Source organism: Gemella sp. 27098_8_149, from assembly GCF_041433745.1.
In the GTDB taxonomy this organism is placed as follows: Bacteria; Bacillota; Bacilli; order Staphylococcales; family Gemellaceae; genus Gemella.
The window spans coordinates 51,387-69,509 of the sequence record NZ_JAPWCB010000002.1; the positions used below are offsets into that span (position 1 = coordinate 51,387).

The 18,123-nt window shown below is 29.3% G+C and carries 11 protein-coding genes and 1 riboswitch; all 11 genes read left to right on the forward strand.

Translation table 11 applies throughout. From position 1 onward, the window contains the following. The first annotated feature begins 2 nt into the window (after positions 1 to 2). The gene (locus O3801_RS01415; RefSeq protein ID WP_371453777.1) at positions 3 to 3,848 is read left to right on the forward strand and encodes a PD-(D/E)XK nuclease family protein; all 3,846 of its coding nucleotides are present in this window, start codon (positions 3 to 5) and stop codon (positions 3,846 to 3,848) included. 215 nt (positions 3,849 to 4,063) lie between these two features. Next, complete coding sequence (gene dltA / locus O3801_RS01420) at positions 4,064 to 5,566, forward strand: D-alanine--poly(phosphoribitol) ligase subunit DltA (RefSeq protein ID WP_371453779.1); 1,503 nt, start codon at positions 4,064 to 4,066, stop codon at positions 5,564 to 5,566. 1 nt (position 5,567) lies between these two features. Beyond that, a complete protein-coding gene (gene dltB, locus O3801_RS01425) occupies positions 5,568 to 6,725 on the forward strand; it encodes a D-alanyl-lipoteichoic acid biosynthesis protein DltB (protein WP_371453781.1) in 1,158 nt (385 codons plus the stop codon). Between the two features lie 21 nt (positions 6,726 to 6,746). Continuing rightward, complete coding sequence (gene dltC, locus O3801_RS01430; RefSeq protein ID WP_003145008.1) at positions 6,747 to 6,980, forward strand: D-alanine--poly(phosphoribitol) ligase subunit DltC; 234 nt, start codon at positions 6,747 to 6,749, stop codon at positions 6,978 to 6,980. Between the two features lie 4 nt (positions 6,981 to 6,984). After that, a complete protein-coding gene (dltD, locus tag O3801_RS01435) occupies positions 6,985 to 8,151 on the forward strand; it encodes a D-alanyl-lipoteichoic acid biosynthesis protein DltD (protein WP_371453783.1) in 1,167 nt (388 codons plus the stop codon). Positions 8,152 to 8,475: 324 nt separating this feature from the next. Continuing rightward, positions 8,476 to 9,306 carry an alpha/beta hydrolase gene (locus O3801_RS01440; RefSeq protein WP_371453785.1) on the forward strand — a complete coding sequence of 277 codons (831 nt, stop codon included), beginning with the start codon at positions 8,476 to 8,478 and terminating at the stop codon, positions 9,304 to 9,306. A 31-nt stretch (positions 9,307 to 9,337) separates the two neighbouring features. Further along, entirely contained in the window at positions 9,338 to 10,078 is a 741-nt protein-coding gene (locus tag O3801_RS01445) for an esterase family protein (RefSeq protein WP_294683466.1), read from the forward strand. Between the two features lie 25 nt (positions 10,079 to 10,103). Continuing rightward, complete coding sequence (locus O3801_RS01450; RefSeq protein WP_294683465.1) at positions 10,104 to 11,267, forward strand: ATP-grasp domain-containing protein; 1,164 nt, start codon at positions 10,104 to 10,106, stop codon at positions 11,265 to 11,267. Positions 11,268 to 11,444: 177 nt separating this feature from the next. Further along, the gene (locus O3801_RS01455) at positions 11,445 to 13,391 is read left to right on the forward strand and encodes a fructose-1,6-bisphosphatase (RefSeq protein WP_371453787.1); all 1,947 of its coding nucleotides are present in this window, start codon (positions 11,445 to 11,447) and stop codon (positions 13,389 to 13,391) included. 397 nt (positions 13,392 to 13,788) lie between these two features. Beyond that, positions 13,789 to 13,967: riboswitch (Lysine riboswitch) on the forward strand. A gap of 87 nt (positions 13,968 to 14,054) precedes the next feature. Further along, positions 14,055 to 15,551 carry an amino acid permease gene (locus O3801_RS01460; RefSeq protein WP_294683463.1) on the forward strand — a complete coding sequence of 499 codons (1,497 nt, stop codon included), beginning with the start codon at positions 14,055 to 14,057 and terminating at the stop codon, positions 15,549 to 15,551. Between the two features lie 392 nt (positions 15,552 to 15,943). Then, positions 15,944 to 18,121 carry a RelA/SpoT family protein gene (locus tag O3801_RS01465; RefSeq protein WP_294683462.1) on the forward strand — a complete coding sequence of 726 codons (2,178 nt, stop codon included), beginning with the start codon at positions 15,944 to 15,946 and terminating at the stop codon, positions 18,119 to 18,121. The last annotated feature ends 2 nt before the right edge of the window (positions 18,122 to 18,123 follow it).

The window sequence follows — 18,123 nt, forward strand, 5'->3', positions numbered from 1 at the left end:
ACATGAACTTAGAATTATTAATTGGTCCAAGTGGTGTAGGGAAAACGAACTACATATTAAATGATATCGAGTTAAATAGAGATAACCATAAAATAATTGTATTAACTCCAGAACAGAACAGTTTTAATTTTGAAAAAATGTTATGTGATAAATTCGGTGGTACTTTTAATATCGATGTTATGAATTTCTCAAGTCTAACTAGAAGATTATCGAAACTATTGGGAATGGATAATCTTAGTAGGCTAGGAGATAATATTAAACCATTTTATTTCTATAAAGCTGCAAAAAATCTAGAAAATAGTGAGAATTTTTTAGTAAAAAGAATTTTACAAGATGTTAATTTTATAGAAGTTGTAGAAGAAATAATAAATGAATTAAAAGAGTATAAGGTTAGTATCAATTTATTAGAGGAGTATTTAGAGAAAAATAATAATCTAGAAAGTAGTCATAGAGAAAAATTAGAATCTATTTTAGAAATATATGTTGAATATTCGAGATTATTAAAGGAGCAGGGTTCTTTTGATAAAGTAGATTATATAACTGAATTATTATTGTATCTAGAATACATAGATTTGAGTGAGTATATTTTTTATGTGGATGCTTATTATAATTTCACAGCACAGGAATATTATTATATTGAAAAACTTGCTCAAAAGTCTAAAAAGTTAATAATTAGCGTTATAAGTGATGCAAATAGATATTTTAATTTTGATTTATCGCAACTTGTTCAAGGTTATGAACTAGAAAAGATGAAATATAATGACTTTTATCTATCTGATTTATATAGTAAAGAGAAATATAAGCTTGATATTTTTAGAAAATCTCATGAAATTGTTGCTAGTATGAATGAAATAGTGAAAAATAATAATGATGTGAATTTTTCTGTAGTAGCCTTTGTAAAAAAAGAAGAAATAAATACACTGAAATTTAAAATAAAAGATAATAAAGTAGAGGAATATGAAGAATTAGAAACTCATAAAAGACGTTTTAATGGGGTTTCTAATGATATTCTTGCTGATAAATACTATAAAAACTTCACAGCACAGTATGAGACTGATGATAGTATTGAAATTATCTGTGCCAAAAATAAGGAGTTGGAAGTTAAACAAATCGCTCGTGAGATTGTGAAACTAAATCATAACAATATTAAACAAAATGAGATAGCAATTCTTTATCGTGATAATACATATGAAAATTATTTGAATATATTTAAAGACTATAATTTAGATGTTCATTTAGATAAAAATATTGAAACTAGTAATCACCGTTTAGTTAAGTTTATACAAGAGACCTTATATTTTGATGAAGGTAGTTTTAAAACTAGATTATTAAATCTATTGAAAACTAGGTTAACGAATTTTGAGAATATTTATCGCCAAAAGGTCATTGCACATGTTTTACTAGGAGATTCAAATATTGATGAAAAACAACTAGAAAAATATATTGTAGAGTTAGATGAAAACATTATAAAAGATAACTTTTTAGCAAGTAATCTAGTAAATAATATAAGTGGAAGATATAAATACAGCGATTTATTAGAAAAAGTTAGGACAATTTCAATAGATGATCTTGAAAATATACTAAATGAGAAACTGGTAAATACGTATAGTGATATGCTGAAAGACTACTTTATTGAAAAGACGGCGAAGTATAACTCTGAACAGCTTGAAATTTGTAGACAAGTTTTATTAGAACTTATTAATAAGGTTTCAGAAGTCTCAGCTAAGAACAATCTTCAAGCTAAAAGATATATAAAAAAATTAGTAGATGTTTTTGACCATTGTAAGATTAAAATGTATCTTGATAAAGAAGATGGTGAGTATGACAATATCGAAGAGTTAAAAATTGATAGTATAGATAGACAAGTTTATAAAAAAATTCTTGAATATATCAATAATATAAATGAGAATTTTGGCAGTGAAAAGTTTGAATATAAAAAATTCGTAACTCTATTTAATACTGGATTAACATCTATTAAGTATCGTTCAATACCAGAAATAAATAATTCTATCATTATGTCCACTATGGATTTAGCAAAAGTAGAAAACAAAAAAGTTGTCTTTGTTATGGGATTCAACAAAGATGTATTGCCAGTATCTAAAAGTTCAGGATTAATAGACGATAAAGATAAAGAAAGATTAATAAATGATGATATCTTTTTATCACCGACAAAAGAAGCGGCACTTATTGATGAAGAGTTCGTAGCTTATATTGCCATGACAAGAGCTCAAGAGAAAACATATATAAGTTATAGTTTAATTGATAAGAGTTTTAAGGAGAATTTTGCATCTCCATACTTAAATACAGTGAGATCTTTATTCCCAGAATTGGAAGAAAAGCAAACTTCAAAAATCTTAGAGTTTTCTATTGCTGACTATAATTACTATTTAGAAAATGTTTCAGAGATAGTTTCAACTAAGGAATTTAATTATTTATTCGCAAAAATTTATCGTAGATTTATGGAAGTGAAAGATAGTAAGACAGAAGAAGTTGAGGTTTTAGTAGAACTTATGATTAAGTTTTTAGAGCAGTATCAACTTACTTCAGAACATGAAAGTTATGAGAATTACGAAGTTCTTGATGAATTAAATGACCGAGTATTTTTCACTAATGATACCAGTATTAAAAATTATTTATCTAAAATAATCAGAGATTATAAGTTTCAACTTAGTTCAGAATATATAGATGAATTTTTAGAAATTAAGAAAGAAAGTTTTTCTAAGTTTAGTATCTCTAAAATTTCTGATTTCGAAAGGAATCCATATCAATTCTTTGTTAAACGAGTACTTGGAATAGCAGAGGAAAGAGATATCGATATAGATAATCTTGTTACTGGAAAATTTTTCCACGCAGTAATGTCAGAAGAAAAAATTACTAATTTTATAGCTGATTGCGGAAGCAAGTTTGATATAGATGCGCTAAAAGATGAAGATATTACAAAGAGATTTAATATTAAAGAGATCTTGAATGAGGTTATTTATTCGAGTGATAATAAAGATATATTAGAAACCTTGAAGCTAATAGAGTTATTTAATACTCATAAATATATTTTAAATAATATGATTATGAGACTTGAAGTAGCTATAGCAATAGAAATAAAATATTTTGCTCTAACAGAATTTATGCCAACATTCTTAGAAAGACCATTTACTCTGGAAATAGTAGACAATGTTATTACATGTGAAAATGTTGAAACTGGGGAAATTAATAAAAAAGAATTGAAAAAAAAATACAATATACCACCTATTAAATTCACAGGGGTAATTGATAGAGTAGACATTAATGGAAAAAATATTTCAATAATTGATTATAAGAGTAGTCAAAGTGATTTTTCTTTAGATAGTTTGGAATTAGGGTTTATTTCTCAGATTTTAACTTATGCATTGGCATGTGAGTTGATGTTTGACAAAAATTCAGAGGATATATTAGGGATATTTTATAGAGAAATAGCTAAATTAGGAAAAGATCTAAAGACATATAGGTTAAGAGGGTTAGCGAATAGTGATTTAATATTGGATGATGAATTTTATGAAAAAGCTCCCGAAATTATGTATGTTAGAACTACAAAAGCTAAGAAAATTCATGGAGCGGATAGTCATAAAGCATTTACAAGTCCTGAACTTGAAAAATTAGTCAATAAAAATCTTGAAAATATAATGATACTTATAGAAAAAATCTTTGCATTTGATTTCGATTTAGCCAACTATGAGGTTGAAAATCAATATTCCGTTGAGAAGGAAACTTTATTTAACTTTGCAAGTAATAGTGATACACGACTTAGTTATAAAGAGAAAGTAGAGCTCAAACCAAAAGATTTAAAAGAAAAGTTACTTAATGACCTGAAATAATGCGATTTTAGAAAAATCTTATGAAAATTGATTTGTTGTTTTGAAAATAAAAAGCAATAAATCAATTTTTTTTATAATTTTTACTAATTTTTAATCACATTTGTTAAGTTTTATATTATAATAGTATAAGGAGTATGATGTCGATTTTTTGATCTATCGTGATGGAAAATAAAAAGTCGATAAAGAATAGATATAGAGGCAAGGATAAAATAAATATGAAATTAACTTTTTTTGAAAAACTAGAACAGTTTAAAAATAGTTCTAAAGAAGTATATATTAATAATATATATCAGAATGAAAATTTAACATATAAAAATTTAATAGAGTATTCAGATAGACTTGCGTCTTATCTTGAAGAAAAACTGGGCGAAGACAAAAGCCCTATAGTAGTGTACGGACATAAACATCCATTTATGTTAGTGTACTTTTTAGCGTGTGTAAAATCAGGAAGAGCATTTTGTCCAGTAGATATAAATACACCAAAAGAAAGAGTAGAAGAAATAGTAGAAATAACAGACTCAAAAGTAGTACTGGTCACAGAAGAAATAGAACTATCTAGAGAAATGCTAGATGTTAAATCAGCTAAAGAAATAATCTCAAGTACTCAAAACGCTATTTCAAAAGAAAACTACGTAAAAGATGAAGATATATTCTATATAATTTTTACGTCAGGAAGTACAGGAAAACCCAAAGGAGTATGTATTACATATAACAACCTAAATAACTTCTTACACTGGTACACAGGATACTATGATGAAAATGAAGAATTAGTGTTTTTAGGACATCCACCGTTCTCATTTGATTTATCGGTAATGTCATTATGGCCAAGCATTTATCTAGGAGCCTCTTTAGTACAAATAGATAAAAAACATCAAGAGAACTTCAAAGTAATGTTTGAAGAATTAAATAGATCAAATGCAACAATATGGATCTCAACACCATCATTTATAGAAATGTGTTTCATAGATAAAAACTTCAATCAAAGTCTAATGCCGAAGGTGAAACAATTCGTCTTTTGTGGAGAAAAACTATTCAGCACAACAGTAGAAAAAATTCATAAAAACTTTGAAGATGCACAAGTAATAAATACCTATGGACCAACAGAATCAACAGTAATGGTCACATGGGTAGAAATAACAAAAGAAGTGAATAAAAAATACTATGAGAACCTACCAGTAGGGGAAATAAAATGGGGTACAAAAGTACACCTAGCAAACCCAGATGAAGAGAACAAAGGTGAAATAGTAATCACAGGAAACACAGTCGCAAAAGGATACTTTAAAAATGACGCTATAACAAATGAAAAATTTGGTATAGGAGAGGTAGATGGAAAAGAAGAAAGAAGTTACCTAACAGGCGACTTAGGATACTTCAAAGACGGAATGCTATTTTGCGAAGGACGCATAGACTTCCAAGTAAAACTACATGGGCACAGAATAGAACTTGAAGATATAGATAATAATCTACTAAAAAATAAGAAAATACGCCAAGCAGCGACAGTACCAAGCTATGAAGATGGAAAAGTAAAAGCACTGACATCATTTGTAGTATATAACGAAGAAATAGAAAAACGCTTCGAAGTAACAAAACAAATAAAACAAGAACTAAAAAAATTAGTGCCAGAATATATGATACCGAAGAAAATAGTATTCTTAGAAGAAATGCCACTAAACAACAACGGTAAAATAGATAAGAAAAAGTTAAAGGAGTTAGTATAGAATGAACTACTTTGACGGAAATGAATTTTTCTTATTCTTAGCTATAGCACTAATTATAGGCTTTATAATAAACTATCTAGGTAAAAAAATAGAATATTATATATTGGCATTATCAGTAATATTTGCCGCAGTAATATACGGTAAGAGTATCACAATGTTATCTTACCTAGTAGGATTTATTCTATTTGAATACATATTAGTACTAATAGCCCAAAAAACAGAAAGTAAAAAACACTTGAAAATATTAGTAATACTATCAATATTACCACTAGTAATAAACAAAGTATTCGCAACAACGCACTTACACCTATTAGCCTTTATAGGAATATCATATATGTCATTTAAGACAATACAAATTATGATAGAAATCTCAGATGGCTTAATAAAAGAAAAAATCAGTGCTGTAGAATATGTACAATTCCTACTATTCTTTCCAACAGTTAGCGCAGGACCGATAGACAGAAGTAGAAGGTTTATGAGCGAAATAAAAGAAAGAATACCGAGGACAGAGTACTTAGAATTAGCTGGAGAAGGAGTCTACAGACTAATATTAGGATTACTATATAAAATAGTATTTTCAACATTAAGTTACCACTACTTAGTAGGTTTAACAAACCATGGGACATTTGTTTATTCATTAAAATACATGTACCTATATACATTGTACTTATTTTTCGACTTTGCAGGATACAGTTTAATGGCAGTGGGTAGTAGTAACATCTTAGGAATAAGAACACCGATGAACTTCAACAAACCATTCCTAAGTATAGACATAAAAGACTTCTGGAATAGATGGCACATAACACTATCAACGTGGCTTAGAGACTTCGTATTCTCAAGAGTTTTTATGGAAGCAACAAAGAAAAAAAGATTCAAGAAAAGACTTAATACAGCGATGTATGCCTACATGGTAAACATGGTTCTTATGGGATTTTGGCACGGCTTAACAATAAGCTATATAGTATATGGATTCTACCATGGAATACTTATGGCAGGATTTGAATACTATCAGAAGAAAAGTAAATTTTACAAAAAGAATAAAAATGAAACATGGTACAAAGTACTTAGCTGGTTCATAACGATCAACTTAGTAATAATAGGTTTATATATCTTCTCAGGAGAACCGTATAAACTAATAAGCCATGTACTAAAAAAATAATATAGAGTTAGGAGAACAAGGATGATAAAAGAACAAGTATTAGAAATGTTAGAAGAAATCTGTGAAGACGAAGTAGTAAGAGAAGATTTAGATATAAACATGAAAGAAGAAGGGTTAATGGACTCATTAGCTTTTGTAGAAATGTTAGTAAAAATCGAAGAAATCTTCGGATTAAGTATAGCTCCAACAGAAGTAACATATGAAGAAATCGATACACCAAACAAGGTAATTTCATATATAGAAAATAGGAAATAATAACATGATAAGATTAAAAGCATTTTTAATATCAATAGTATTGGTATTAATTACACTTGTAATTTTAGATGTGACCCTCTTAAAGAAGGTAGAAACTTACTATAAGTCGAACGACAATAGCGTTAGATATAGTACTGCTTTTGAAAAGTATAAAAGTAAAGATATAATAGTTGAAAATATGACTCCTAGGACACTTTTACTTTTGGGGTCTTCAGAGTTAACAACGACTATTAATGAAAATTATCACCCTAAGAAAATATTCAATTACGAAGATTTTAATATAATGCAAGTAGGAGTTGGGAACTCTCAAAATATTATTCATGCGGCTACTATTGGATCAATAGGGAATGATGTGAAGAATAATGAGATAGTAATGATTCAATCTATTCAATGGTTTGATAATAAGAATGGTATTTTAAAAGATGCATTTTTATCTAGAATTTCTAGCGAACATGTGTACAATACAATGAGAAATGATAAAATTAGTAGAGATACCAAAGAAAAATTTATTAATAGGGTTATAGAACTTTCATCTACAAATAAGGAATTGAATAAAAAGTATAAAAGCTATAAACAATATTTTTTAGAAGGTAAAGGTAATAAATTTACAGGAGAGTTTATAAAACTTGATAATTACTTTTATGTTTTAAAAAATAAATTGAACTTTTATAAAAATAAAGGTAAAGAAAACTATCCAGTTAGTGGAGAAAAGACACCTGATTATAATTGGGACGAATTAGATAAAAAAGCAGCTGAGGAAGCTAAAGAAAGAACTAATAACAATGATTATCAAATTGACAATACATATTATGACAAATATATAAGAGTTAAATATAATCAATTAAAAGATAGTTCAAAAAATACAAAGTATGATGATTCTAAAGAATACGAAGACTTAGATATACTATTATCTATTGTTAAGGACTTGAAGTTGAATATCAAGTTTGCAATTCTTCCTGCTCACGGGAAATGGAGTGACTATACTGGAATAGGTAGTGAAAAGAGACAAGTTGCCTACAATAAATTAAAAGAAATTGCTAAAAATAATAATATAGAGGTAATGGATTATTCAAGTAAAGAATATGAAGACTATTATATGTATGATGCGATGCATCTAGGTTGGAGAGGATGGATTGATTTTGAAAGAGATCTTTACAAACTTAAAAAGTAAATTAAGCTATAAACAAAAATTAACACTATGGGTATTATTCTTTTATATAGTAATAATGGGAATAATAATATATTGTTTTTTAACGGATTTTTCAAATGTCCAAGAGTATGTATATAGTGAATTTTAGTATTTAGAAACGGATTACTGTGTAGTAATTCGTTTCTTTTTAATATATTATTTAGATATAAACATTATGCTAATGTGTAAATTATCTACAAAAATAAATTTTCAGAAAAATCACAGAAAATTACAATCAATTAATTGATTTTATAAGAGAAATATTGTAAAATTATAGCTATAACAATAATTTTAAAGGAAAATATAATGAAAAGAGATGCGTATTTTTATTTAGAAATGAAGGAACATGAATTAAAAGTTCCTTATACTGGAAAAAATCGTCGTATTAGAGTACTTTTACCAAAAGGTTATGCTCAAGATGAACATAGACACTATCCAGTAGTATATATGAACGATGGACAAAATGTTTTTTATAGTGGAGAATCTTTTAGTGGACATTCTTGGAAAGTGATACCAGCAATAAAAAGAAATCCAGATATGCCAAGGATGATAATAGTTGGAATTGATAATGATAATGAAGGGAGAATGAATGAATATGCCCCTTGGAAGTTTTCAAGTTTACCAATATTAAATTTCGGTTTGACTTTAGGTGGATTGGGGTCAGAATATGCTGACTTTTTTGTAAATGTAGTTAAACCGTTTATAGATAGTACATATCGTACAAAACCACAACGTGAATATACGGCGATGATTGGTAGTTCTTTAGGTGCTAATATATCGCAATATATTGGTTTAGAACATAAAGATGTTGTGGGATGTTTAGGAGTTTTCTCATCTGCAAATTGGTTAAATAAACCTGAGTTTGACAGATATATTTCAAAACATAAAGTTTCTGAGCAAAGAGTATATATTGAAGTTGGAACAAATGAAGGTGATGATACAGATAAACAATTAGCAAATGGTAACTTAAAACAATTATATATTGATGCAAGTTTAGACTATTATCGTCAGTTAATTGATGCTGGATTATCAACAAGTGAAATTAAGTTAAATGTTGTAGCTAATGGAGAACACAGTGAAGAGTGTTGGGCTAAATATTTACCAGAATGTTTAAGATTTATAAGTGAAAATTGGTAAAAATATTTTTTAGAAAATGGAGGTTTTTAGTTTGAATATAGAAAATTTAAGTCATTATAGTGGAAATTTAGGAAGAGAGATGGTTCTTAATAGGTATGGACATGCGGGATTACCGATTGTTGTGTTTCCATCATCGGGTGGGACACACAATGAGTATTATGATTTTGGTATGATTCATGCTTGTGAAAGATTCATCAATGAAGGAAAAGTACAATTTTTTACTTTATCAAGTGTTGATAGTGAATCGTGGTTATGCGACTGGAAAAATGGGCATGATAGAGCATTAGCTCATACACAGTATGAAAAATATGTCATTGAAGAAGCCATTCCGTTTATTAAACATAAAACAGGATGGTTTGGACAAATGATGGCTACTGGATGTAGCATGGGAGGATACCACTCGTTTAATATTTTCCTACAACATCCAGATGTATTTGGAAAAGTAATTTCACTTAGTGGAGTTTATGATGCTAGATTTTTCGTAGGTGAATATGGAAATGATGAGTTAATATATAGAAATTCACCTAGTGATAATATTTGGAATCAAAATGATGGGTGGTTTATTGATCACTATAGAAACGCTGATATTATTGTATGTACAGGGTTAGGTCCATGGGAACAAGATGGATTACCATCATTTTATAGTTTGAAAAGAGCATTTGAAGAAAAGAATATTCCAGCATGGTTTGATGTATGGGGCGAAGATGTTGCACATGATTGGCCTTGGTGGAGAATACAAATGCCATACTTTTTAGATAAGTTAAATTTATAATAAAGTTAAGAGGAGACAAAGATTTATGAATTACATAGTTATATCACCATATTACCCACACAATTTTCAAAAATTTTCTATTGAGTTAAAAAATCAAGGTATTAATGTACTTGGAATTGGAGAAGAACCATATGAACAACTTGATCAAAGACTTAAAGAAGCTTTAACTGAGTATTTTAGAGTTAATAGTCTTGATGATGTTGATGAAGTAAAACGTGCTGTTGCATTCTTATATCACAAACATGGGCACATTGATAGAATAGAATCACAAAATGAGCACTGGATGGAACTAGATGCTGCACTTCGCACACAATTTAATGTGTTTGGTTTAAAAGAACACGATCTTAAGAAAACAAAGCACAAATCAGAGATGAAAAAATACTTCGAAAAAGCTGGGGTTCCTGTAGTACCAGGTTTCTTAGTGAAAAAAGAAGGAGACATCGAAAAAGGTGTTAAAAAATTAAAATTACCATTAATAGCCAAGCCTGATAATGGTGTAGGAGCGTCAGCAACTTATAAACTTAAAGATAAGAAAGATGTAGAAAATTTCAAAAAAGAATGGGATGGAACTACACATTATTTCTTAGAGCCTTTTGTAGATAACTCTGATATCGTGACTTTTGATGGATTAGTAGATGCTAAGGGGAATATTGTTTTCTATACTAGTATCGTTTATTACCATACTCCATTAGATTTATTAAATAATAATACTCTTGATTGGGTTTATTATATCGATAAGGATTTAGATCCAAAATTAGTAGAATATGGTAAAAATGCAGTAAAAGCATTTGGTATGAAAGAGAGATTTTTCCATATTGAATTTTTCAAAACTAAAGATGATTATATAGCGATCGAGTATAATAACCGTCCAGCTGGAGCTTTTGCAGTAGATGTGTATAACTTTGCTCATTCAACAGATTATTTCAGAGTATATGCTGAAGTTGCTAATGGAACATTCAATGGATTAAGTGTGGATGAAAAATACGGATTAGCTTCAACTCGCCGTGATTATAAAGACTATGTACATTCAGATGAAGAAATCAGAAATAAATATCAAGATAAATTAAAAGCTGTATTAAGAATGCCTGAAGCTTTCGCTGAATTACAAGGTAATACAATGTATGTTCTTGTTGCTGATACTCTTGAAGAAATGAAAGAGATGGAAAGATTCGTAGGAAAATTAAAATAATTTTATAAGAGAAATATGATACTAATGTTAAACAGTTAGTATCATATTTCTTTTAATTTTATATTTTGAGGAATAATATGTAATAACTTTTGACTCCTTTTGACAACGTGTACATTTCTTGAATTACCAAAAGAAGTGTGTTAAGATTTAGATGAAAATCATAAAAAGGAGATTAGCATGAAAATATCTAGAGAACATTTAGAATTACTAGCGGGAAATTTTCAGAGTATAGATGAAACAACTAAGGAAATAATTAATTTAGAGGCTATATTAACACTTCCTAAAGGGACAGAACATTTTTTAAGTGATATTCATGGTGAATATGAAGCCTTCGATCATATTTTAAGAAATGGTTCAGGTATAATTAAAGAAAAGCTTAAAGAGGTATTCGGTAACAGACTTCCTAGGAAAGATTTAAATCTTCTAGCTACTATTATATATTATCCAGAAGAAAAACTAAATTTTATAAGAAAAGAATATGATATATGTGATTATAAAGAATTTCAAAAGATAATACTTCTTCGATTATTAGAAGTAACGCAAGTAGCAGCAAGGAAGTACACTAGATCTAAAGTTAGAAAAATTTTACCAAAAGATTTTAAATATATTATTGATGAATTGCTTTATAAAATGCAAAGTAGTGATAAAAATGACTATTATGATAAAATTCTTGAGAATATTATTGAATTAGGTGCTGGTGACAAGTTTATCATTGAATTATCATTAAGTATTCACAAGTTAACAATTGATCACTTGCATATAGTTGGGGATATTTATGATAGAGGACCTTTCCCGGATAAAATAATGGATAGACTACTAGATTATCATTCTGTTGATATTCAATGGGGAAATCACGATATGTTATGGATTGGTGCTTATTTAGGAGATAGAATTTCATTAGCGAATGTAATCAGAATATGTGCAAGATATGATAACTTAGATATTATAGAAGATAGATATGGAATTCCTATTCGAAATTTACTAAACTTTAGTGAAAAGTATTATAAAGATGATGATTGTAAAGAGTTTTTACCAAAATTATCTAAAGATGACGAGTTAAAATATAGTGAACATGAAATTATGCAAATAGCTAGAATGCATAAGGCTATGGCAATAATTCAATTCAAATTAGAAAAACAGATTATTGATAAACATCCAGAGTTTGATTTAGAGTCGCGTGCACTATTGGATAAAATTGACTTTGAAAAAGAAACTGTAAAAATTTATGGTAAAGAATATCCATTAACTTCATGCAATTTCCCAACGGTTGATAAAGAAAATCCATACTTATTAACCGATGAAGAAGAAAAAATTATAAATAAATTAAAAGAATCATTTATAGCAAGTGAAAAGTTAAAAAAACATGTAGAATTATTTATTAACAAGGGTGGCATGTATTGTTGTTATAATGGGAATCTACTTCTTCATGGGTGTATGCCAGTAGATGAGAATGGAAACTTCCAGGAATTCTCTTATGGAGGTAAGAAATACTCTGGTAAAAACCTATTGGACTTTTTTGATAAAAAAATTCGTAGTATATTTTATTGTGGTTGTAGAGAAGATAATGGGTTGTTCTTTTACTTATGGCAAGGTCGCTATTCTCCGTTATTTGGTAAATGTGACATGACAACGTTCGAAAGATACTTTATAGAGGATAAATCTACTCATGAAGAAGTAAAAAATGCTTATTATGAACTAAGAGATAATGAAGAGTTTTGTATTAAGTTATTAAATGAGTTTGGCTTAACTAGTGAGGGACATATTATAAATGGGCATACTCCTGTTAAGGAAACAAAAGGAGAAAATCCGATTAAAGCCAATGGTAGAACGATTGTTATTGATGGTGGAATGTCTAGAGCATATCATAAAACGACAGGACATGGTGGTTATACTTTAACTTACAATTCTTATGGGTTACAGATAATGAGTCATGATATTTTCCAAAGTAAAGAAGAAGCAATCAAAAATGAGACGGATATTATTTCAACTAAGAGAGTTGTAGATAAATTATGTAGAAAAAAAGTAGCGGACACAGATAGCGGAGCAAGAATACAAAAACAAATTGAATTATTAAAAATTTTATTAGAAGAATATCGCCAAGGGGCAATTTGTGAAAGATATTAGGTAATATAAATCGATATTCTGAGTTTCTTTGTATTGAAGGGGGAGAGATGATGAAGATTTTATTAAGTATACTAGAAATTTTAATGATATTAGGGATAATTACAAACTATAAATTATTGAAAAAAAGAAAAGAAAAAAAGAAGAATGATTAATTAGTCATTTGTTTATCAAACTGATAGATATGAAAAGATACTTGCTTGTATAATAAAAGAAAGAAGGAGGTTTCAAGCCTCTTCTTTCTTTATATAAAGTATTAATGTAATGAATATTATTCTTATAAAAGTATAATATATACAATATTTAAGAGAATTTTTAGAAAAATTAAAATTTTTATTGACAATTGTAAAAAAGTATAATATACTAATAAACAGTTAATTGAATATGTACCTCACAAAGTAAGTGAGGTAGAGGTTGCGATTTTTATCAGTAGGGTAATTGAAAGTATAGGACTTGATGATATTACTTGAAAGGAAACATCGCCGAAATGATATTAATCCTATGTTAATATTGTTGGGCCTATATTGAACTAAGTATAGGACTGTCATAGTCGTGAGGCTATGTTGCGCTACTAATATCTTGTTTTGGAGAGATAATGTGAAGTATAACTCCGTGCAAATATGGTAGGAGGTTATGCTTTTTTATTTTATCAAGGAGGTTTTTATTATGACAAACAACAGCAATAACAATAATGCAACAGAAGTAAAAAGAAATTTACGATCACGTCATATTAGTATGATTGCTATCGGAGGATGTATCGGTAGTGGATTATTCATGACAAGTGGTCAAGCAATTCAAAGTGCGGGACCTGGGGGAGCTATTGTAGCTTACCTGTGTATCGGACTTATGGTATATTTCTTAATGACATCATTAGGGGAAATGGCAACATATCTTCCTACATCAGGGTCATTTAGTACATATGCTACACGTTATGTGGATCCTTCATTAGGATTTGCTTTAGGATGGAACTATTGGTTTAACTGGGTAATTACAGTAGCAGCTGACGTAGAATTATCTGCATTAGCAATCAGTTATTGGGAGCCTATGCGAGTACTTCCTCACTGGGCTTGGAGCTTATTATTCCTAGTTATTATTATCGCTTTAAACTCACTTAGTGTTAAAGTATATGGTGAAAGTGAATATTGGTTTGCACTTATTAAAGTAGTAGTAGTAATCATCTTCTTAGTAGTAGGATGTTTAACTATTTTTGGTATTTTAGGTGGAGAATACATTGGATTCAAAAACTTAACAATTGGTGATGCGCCATTCGTTGGAGAAGATTCTTCATTATCAGGACAAATCCTTGCAACTCTAGGAGTATTCTTAATTGCTGGATATTCATTCCAAGGTACTGAGTTAATCGGTATTACTGCTGGTGAAAGTGAAAACCCAGAGAAAAGTATTCCAAAAGCTGTAAAACAAGTATTTTGGAGAATTTTAATCTTCTACGTACTAGCTATCTTAGTAATCGGATTATTAATTCCTTATACTTCACCAGATTTATTAGGTGCTGCAAGTGCTGAAGAAATTGCTAAATCACCATTTACAATTGTCTTCAAAAATGCAGGATTCGCATTAGCAGCAAGTGTGATGAACGCAGTTATCCTTACATCGATCTTATCAGCTGGTAACTCAGGTATGTATGCATCTACAAGAATGCTTTATGCGATGAGTAAAGAAAAACTTGCATATCCAATTTTTGGACGTGTTACAAAATATGGAACACCTGTTATTTCATTAATCGCAACAGCTGTAGTGGTATTCTTAATCTTCTTAATCCAACTTACAAGTGCTAATGCTTATACTTATATCGTAGCAGCGAGTGGATTAACTGGATTTATCGCATGGTTAGGTATTGCATTAAGTCACTATAGATTCAGAAGAGCATTTATCGCTCAAGGTAAAGATTTAAATGAACTTAAATATAGAGCAAAATGGTTCCCAGTAGGTCCAATTATCGCTTTAGTATTATGTATCATCGTTATTATTGGTCAAGATACAGAGCTTATTACTAAAGGTGTTGTTAACTGGAGTGGAATGCTAACTACATATATGGGAGTTCCGATTTTCCTATTCTTCTATCTATACCACAAAATTAGATATAAAACAAAACTAATACCATTAGATAAAGTTGATTTATCTCAAGACGTAGATGTAAAATAATAAAAAAATTCAATCCTAGTTCGAATTCGAGCTAGGATTTTTTTGGGAGTGACTCAAAATCGTATTTCGGAGAAGTACGATTTTGTAGAGTCACCCCCGCACAGTTTATTAGATATCTAAAAAGCTTTAATAAAGCGAATTTAGATATCAATAAACCACTGCGTCTATGAGTTCTCAAATGTACTTTGTTACATTTTAGGGGCTTTTTGTCAGCTTCATTTTGATAAGCCTATAAATAGATCCAGAAAGTAGCTTAAATTTTAATTTTATATATAGTGAAGATTTGATATAAATACTTAAAATTTGAAATATTATAGTTGAATTAAAGGAAATTTTTTCAATTTTATGGTAAAATGAAGGGTAGATTAAATTACGAAAGAGGAGGAATTTCTGTGAATCTTGAATACCCATATAATTATGAAAATGTTGAAGATATGGCGAGTAAATATTTACCAGAAGAGCAAATAAAAACAATAAGAAAAGCTTATGAGTTTGCAAAAGTTGCTCACGAAGGACAATTTAGAAAATCAGGGGAACCATATATATTACACCCAGTTCAAGTTGCAGGAATTTTAACTGAGCTTAAATTAGATTATGCAACGATTTGTGCTGGTTTCTTGCATGATGTTGTAGAAGATACTAAATATACATTTGATGATATTAAAGAAACTTTCGGTGAAGATATAGCAGTAATAGTTGATGGAGTTACAAAGTTAGATAAAGTAAAATTCCGTTCTAAAAAGCAATCACAAGCAGAAAATCATAGAAAACTTTTTGTGTCTATAGCGAAGGACTTACGTGTTATTTTCGTTAAACTTGCGGATAGACTTCATAATATGAGAACTATGAAGTATATGCGAGAGGAAAAACAACGTGAAATTTCTAGTGAAACACTTGAAATTTATGCGCCTTTAGCTCATAGATTAGGGATAAGTTCTGTTAAATGGGAACTGGAAGATACATCGCTTAGATACTTACATCCATCTCAATATTTCTCTATAGTAGGAATGATGAAACAGAAAAGAAGTGCAAGAGAAGAGAGTATAAAAGATGCATGCTCAAGTATAACATCAATTTTAGCTGATAATAATATTGAAGCACAGGTAACAGGTAGACCAAAACATATTTATAGTATTTATAAAAAAATGGTTAAGCAAAATAAAACTTTTGACCAGATTTATGATTTGTTAGCTGTGCGTGTTTTAGTAGATAGTGTAGCTGATTGTTATGCAACCTTAGGACTTGTAAATAATCTCTGGGTTCCAATTCCTGGAAGAATTAAAGATTATATCGCAATGCCAAAACCGAATATGTATCAGTCACTTCACACAACAGTAATTGCACCGGACGGGCAAACTTTAGAAGTTCAAATTAGAACTTATGAAATGCATGAAATTGCCGAAAAAGGGATTGCCGCTCACTGGGCTTATAAAGAAGGTAAGAAGGTTAATAAAAATAATAATTTCTATGAAAAATTAAATTGGTTCCAAAAAATTGCGGAAAATGATGAAACTGAAGCGACTGCTGAAAGTTTTATGGAATCATTGAAAGTAGACCTATTAAGTGATAAAATCTATGTGTTTACACCTAATAGTGATATTATAGAACTACCAAAAGGATCATGTATTGTTGACTTTGCATATGCGATTCATTCAGAAGTTGGTAATAAGATGGTAGGGGCTACTGTAAATGACAAGATAGAACCATTCGATTATGTGTTATCAACTGGTGAAATTTGTGATATTCGTACTAGTAAAAACTCTACAGGGCCAAAACGCTCATGGCTAGAGATAGCTACATCATCTCAAACTAAATCAAAAATTAAAGCATTCTTCAAAAAAGCAGCGCGTGAAGAAAATCTAGTTAAAGGTGAAATCTTGTTAAAAGATGAAATTAAAGCTAATAACTTTGATATTGATGAAGTTCTTACAGAAGAAAATATTGCTATTGCTTTAAATAAATATAAATTTGCTAATCTTGAAGAAATGTATGTTGCCATAGGATATGGTGGAATCACAGCGAATAAAGTTTTTGCAAGATTAACTGAAAAAATTAGAAAAGAAAAGATGACTCAAGCAAAAATTGAGAAACTTTTCAATGCAGAAGAAACTAAAAAAATTGTTACTGAAACAGGGGTTTATGTAAAAGGAGTAGACAATATTCTTGTGAGATTATCTAAGTGTTGTCAACCAATTCCTGGAGATGAAATAGTAGGTTTTATTACAAAAGGTAGAGGGGTTACTGTACATCGACATAATTGTCCAAACTTAAGTGAAGAAGATCATGCAAGATTATTGGACGTTGAATGGGTAGAAAGCTTAAATGCACGTCGTTATAGTGTAACATTGCAAATCCATGCGTTCGATAGAGAATTATTATTACAAAATGTTCTATTGACATTAAGTGAAAGTAGAGTTGAGATTAAAAAACTTAATTCTGAATCTAAAGCTGATAAAACATGTGTCATCACAATTGGAATATATGTTAAAAATGTTAGTGAATGTGATTACATGATTAAAAAATTACGACAAATCCAAGACGTATATAGCGTAGAAAGAATAGTTAAATAGGT

Excerpts from the sequence above, each read along its gene's own strand:
- O3801_RS01415 (WP_371453777.1), top strand. The coding sequence starts at position 3 with ATGAACTTAGAATTATTAATTGGTCCAAGTGGTGTAGGGAAAACGAAC.
- dltA (WP_371453779.1), top strand. The coding sequence starts at position 4,064 with ATGAAATTAACTTTTTTTGAAAAACTAGAACAGTTTAAAAATAGTTCT.
- dltB (WP_371453781.1), top strand. The coding sequence starts at position 5,568 with ATGAACTACTTTGACGGAAATGAATTTTTCTTATTCTTAGCTATAGCA.
- dltC (WP_003145008.1), top strand. The coding sequence starts at position 6,747 with ATGATAAAAGAACAAGTATTAGAAATGTTAGAAGAAATCTGTGAAGAC.
- dltD (WP_371453783.1), top strand. The coding sequence starts at position 6,985 with ATGATAAGATTAAAAGCATTTTTAATATCAATAGTATTGGTATTAATT.
- O3801_RS01440 (WP_371453785.1), top strand. The coding sequence starts at position 8,476 with ATGAAAAGAGATGCGTATTTTTATTTAGAAATGAAGGAACATGAATTA.
- O3801_RS01450 (WP_294683465.1), top strand. The coding sequence starts at position 10,104 with ATGAATTACATAGTTATATCACCATATTACCCACACAATTTTCAAAAA.
- O3801_RS01455 (WP_371453787.1), top strand. The coding sequence starts at position 11,445 with ATGAAAATATCTAGAGAACATTTAGAATTACTAGCGGGAAATTTTCAG.
- O3801_RS01460 (WP_294683463.1), top strand. The coding sequence starts at position 14,055 with ATGACAAACAACAGCAATAACAATAATGCAACAGAAGTAAAAAGAAAT.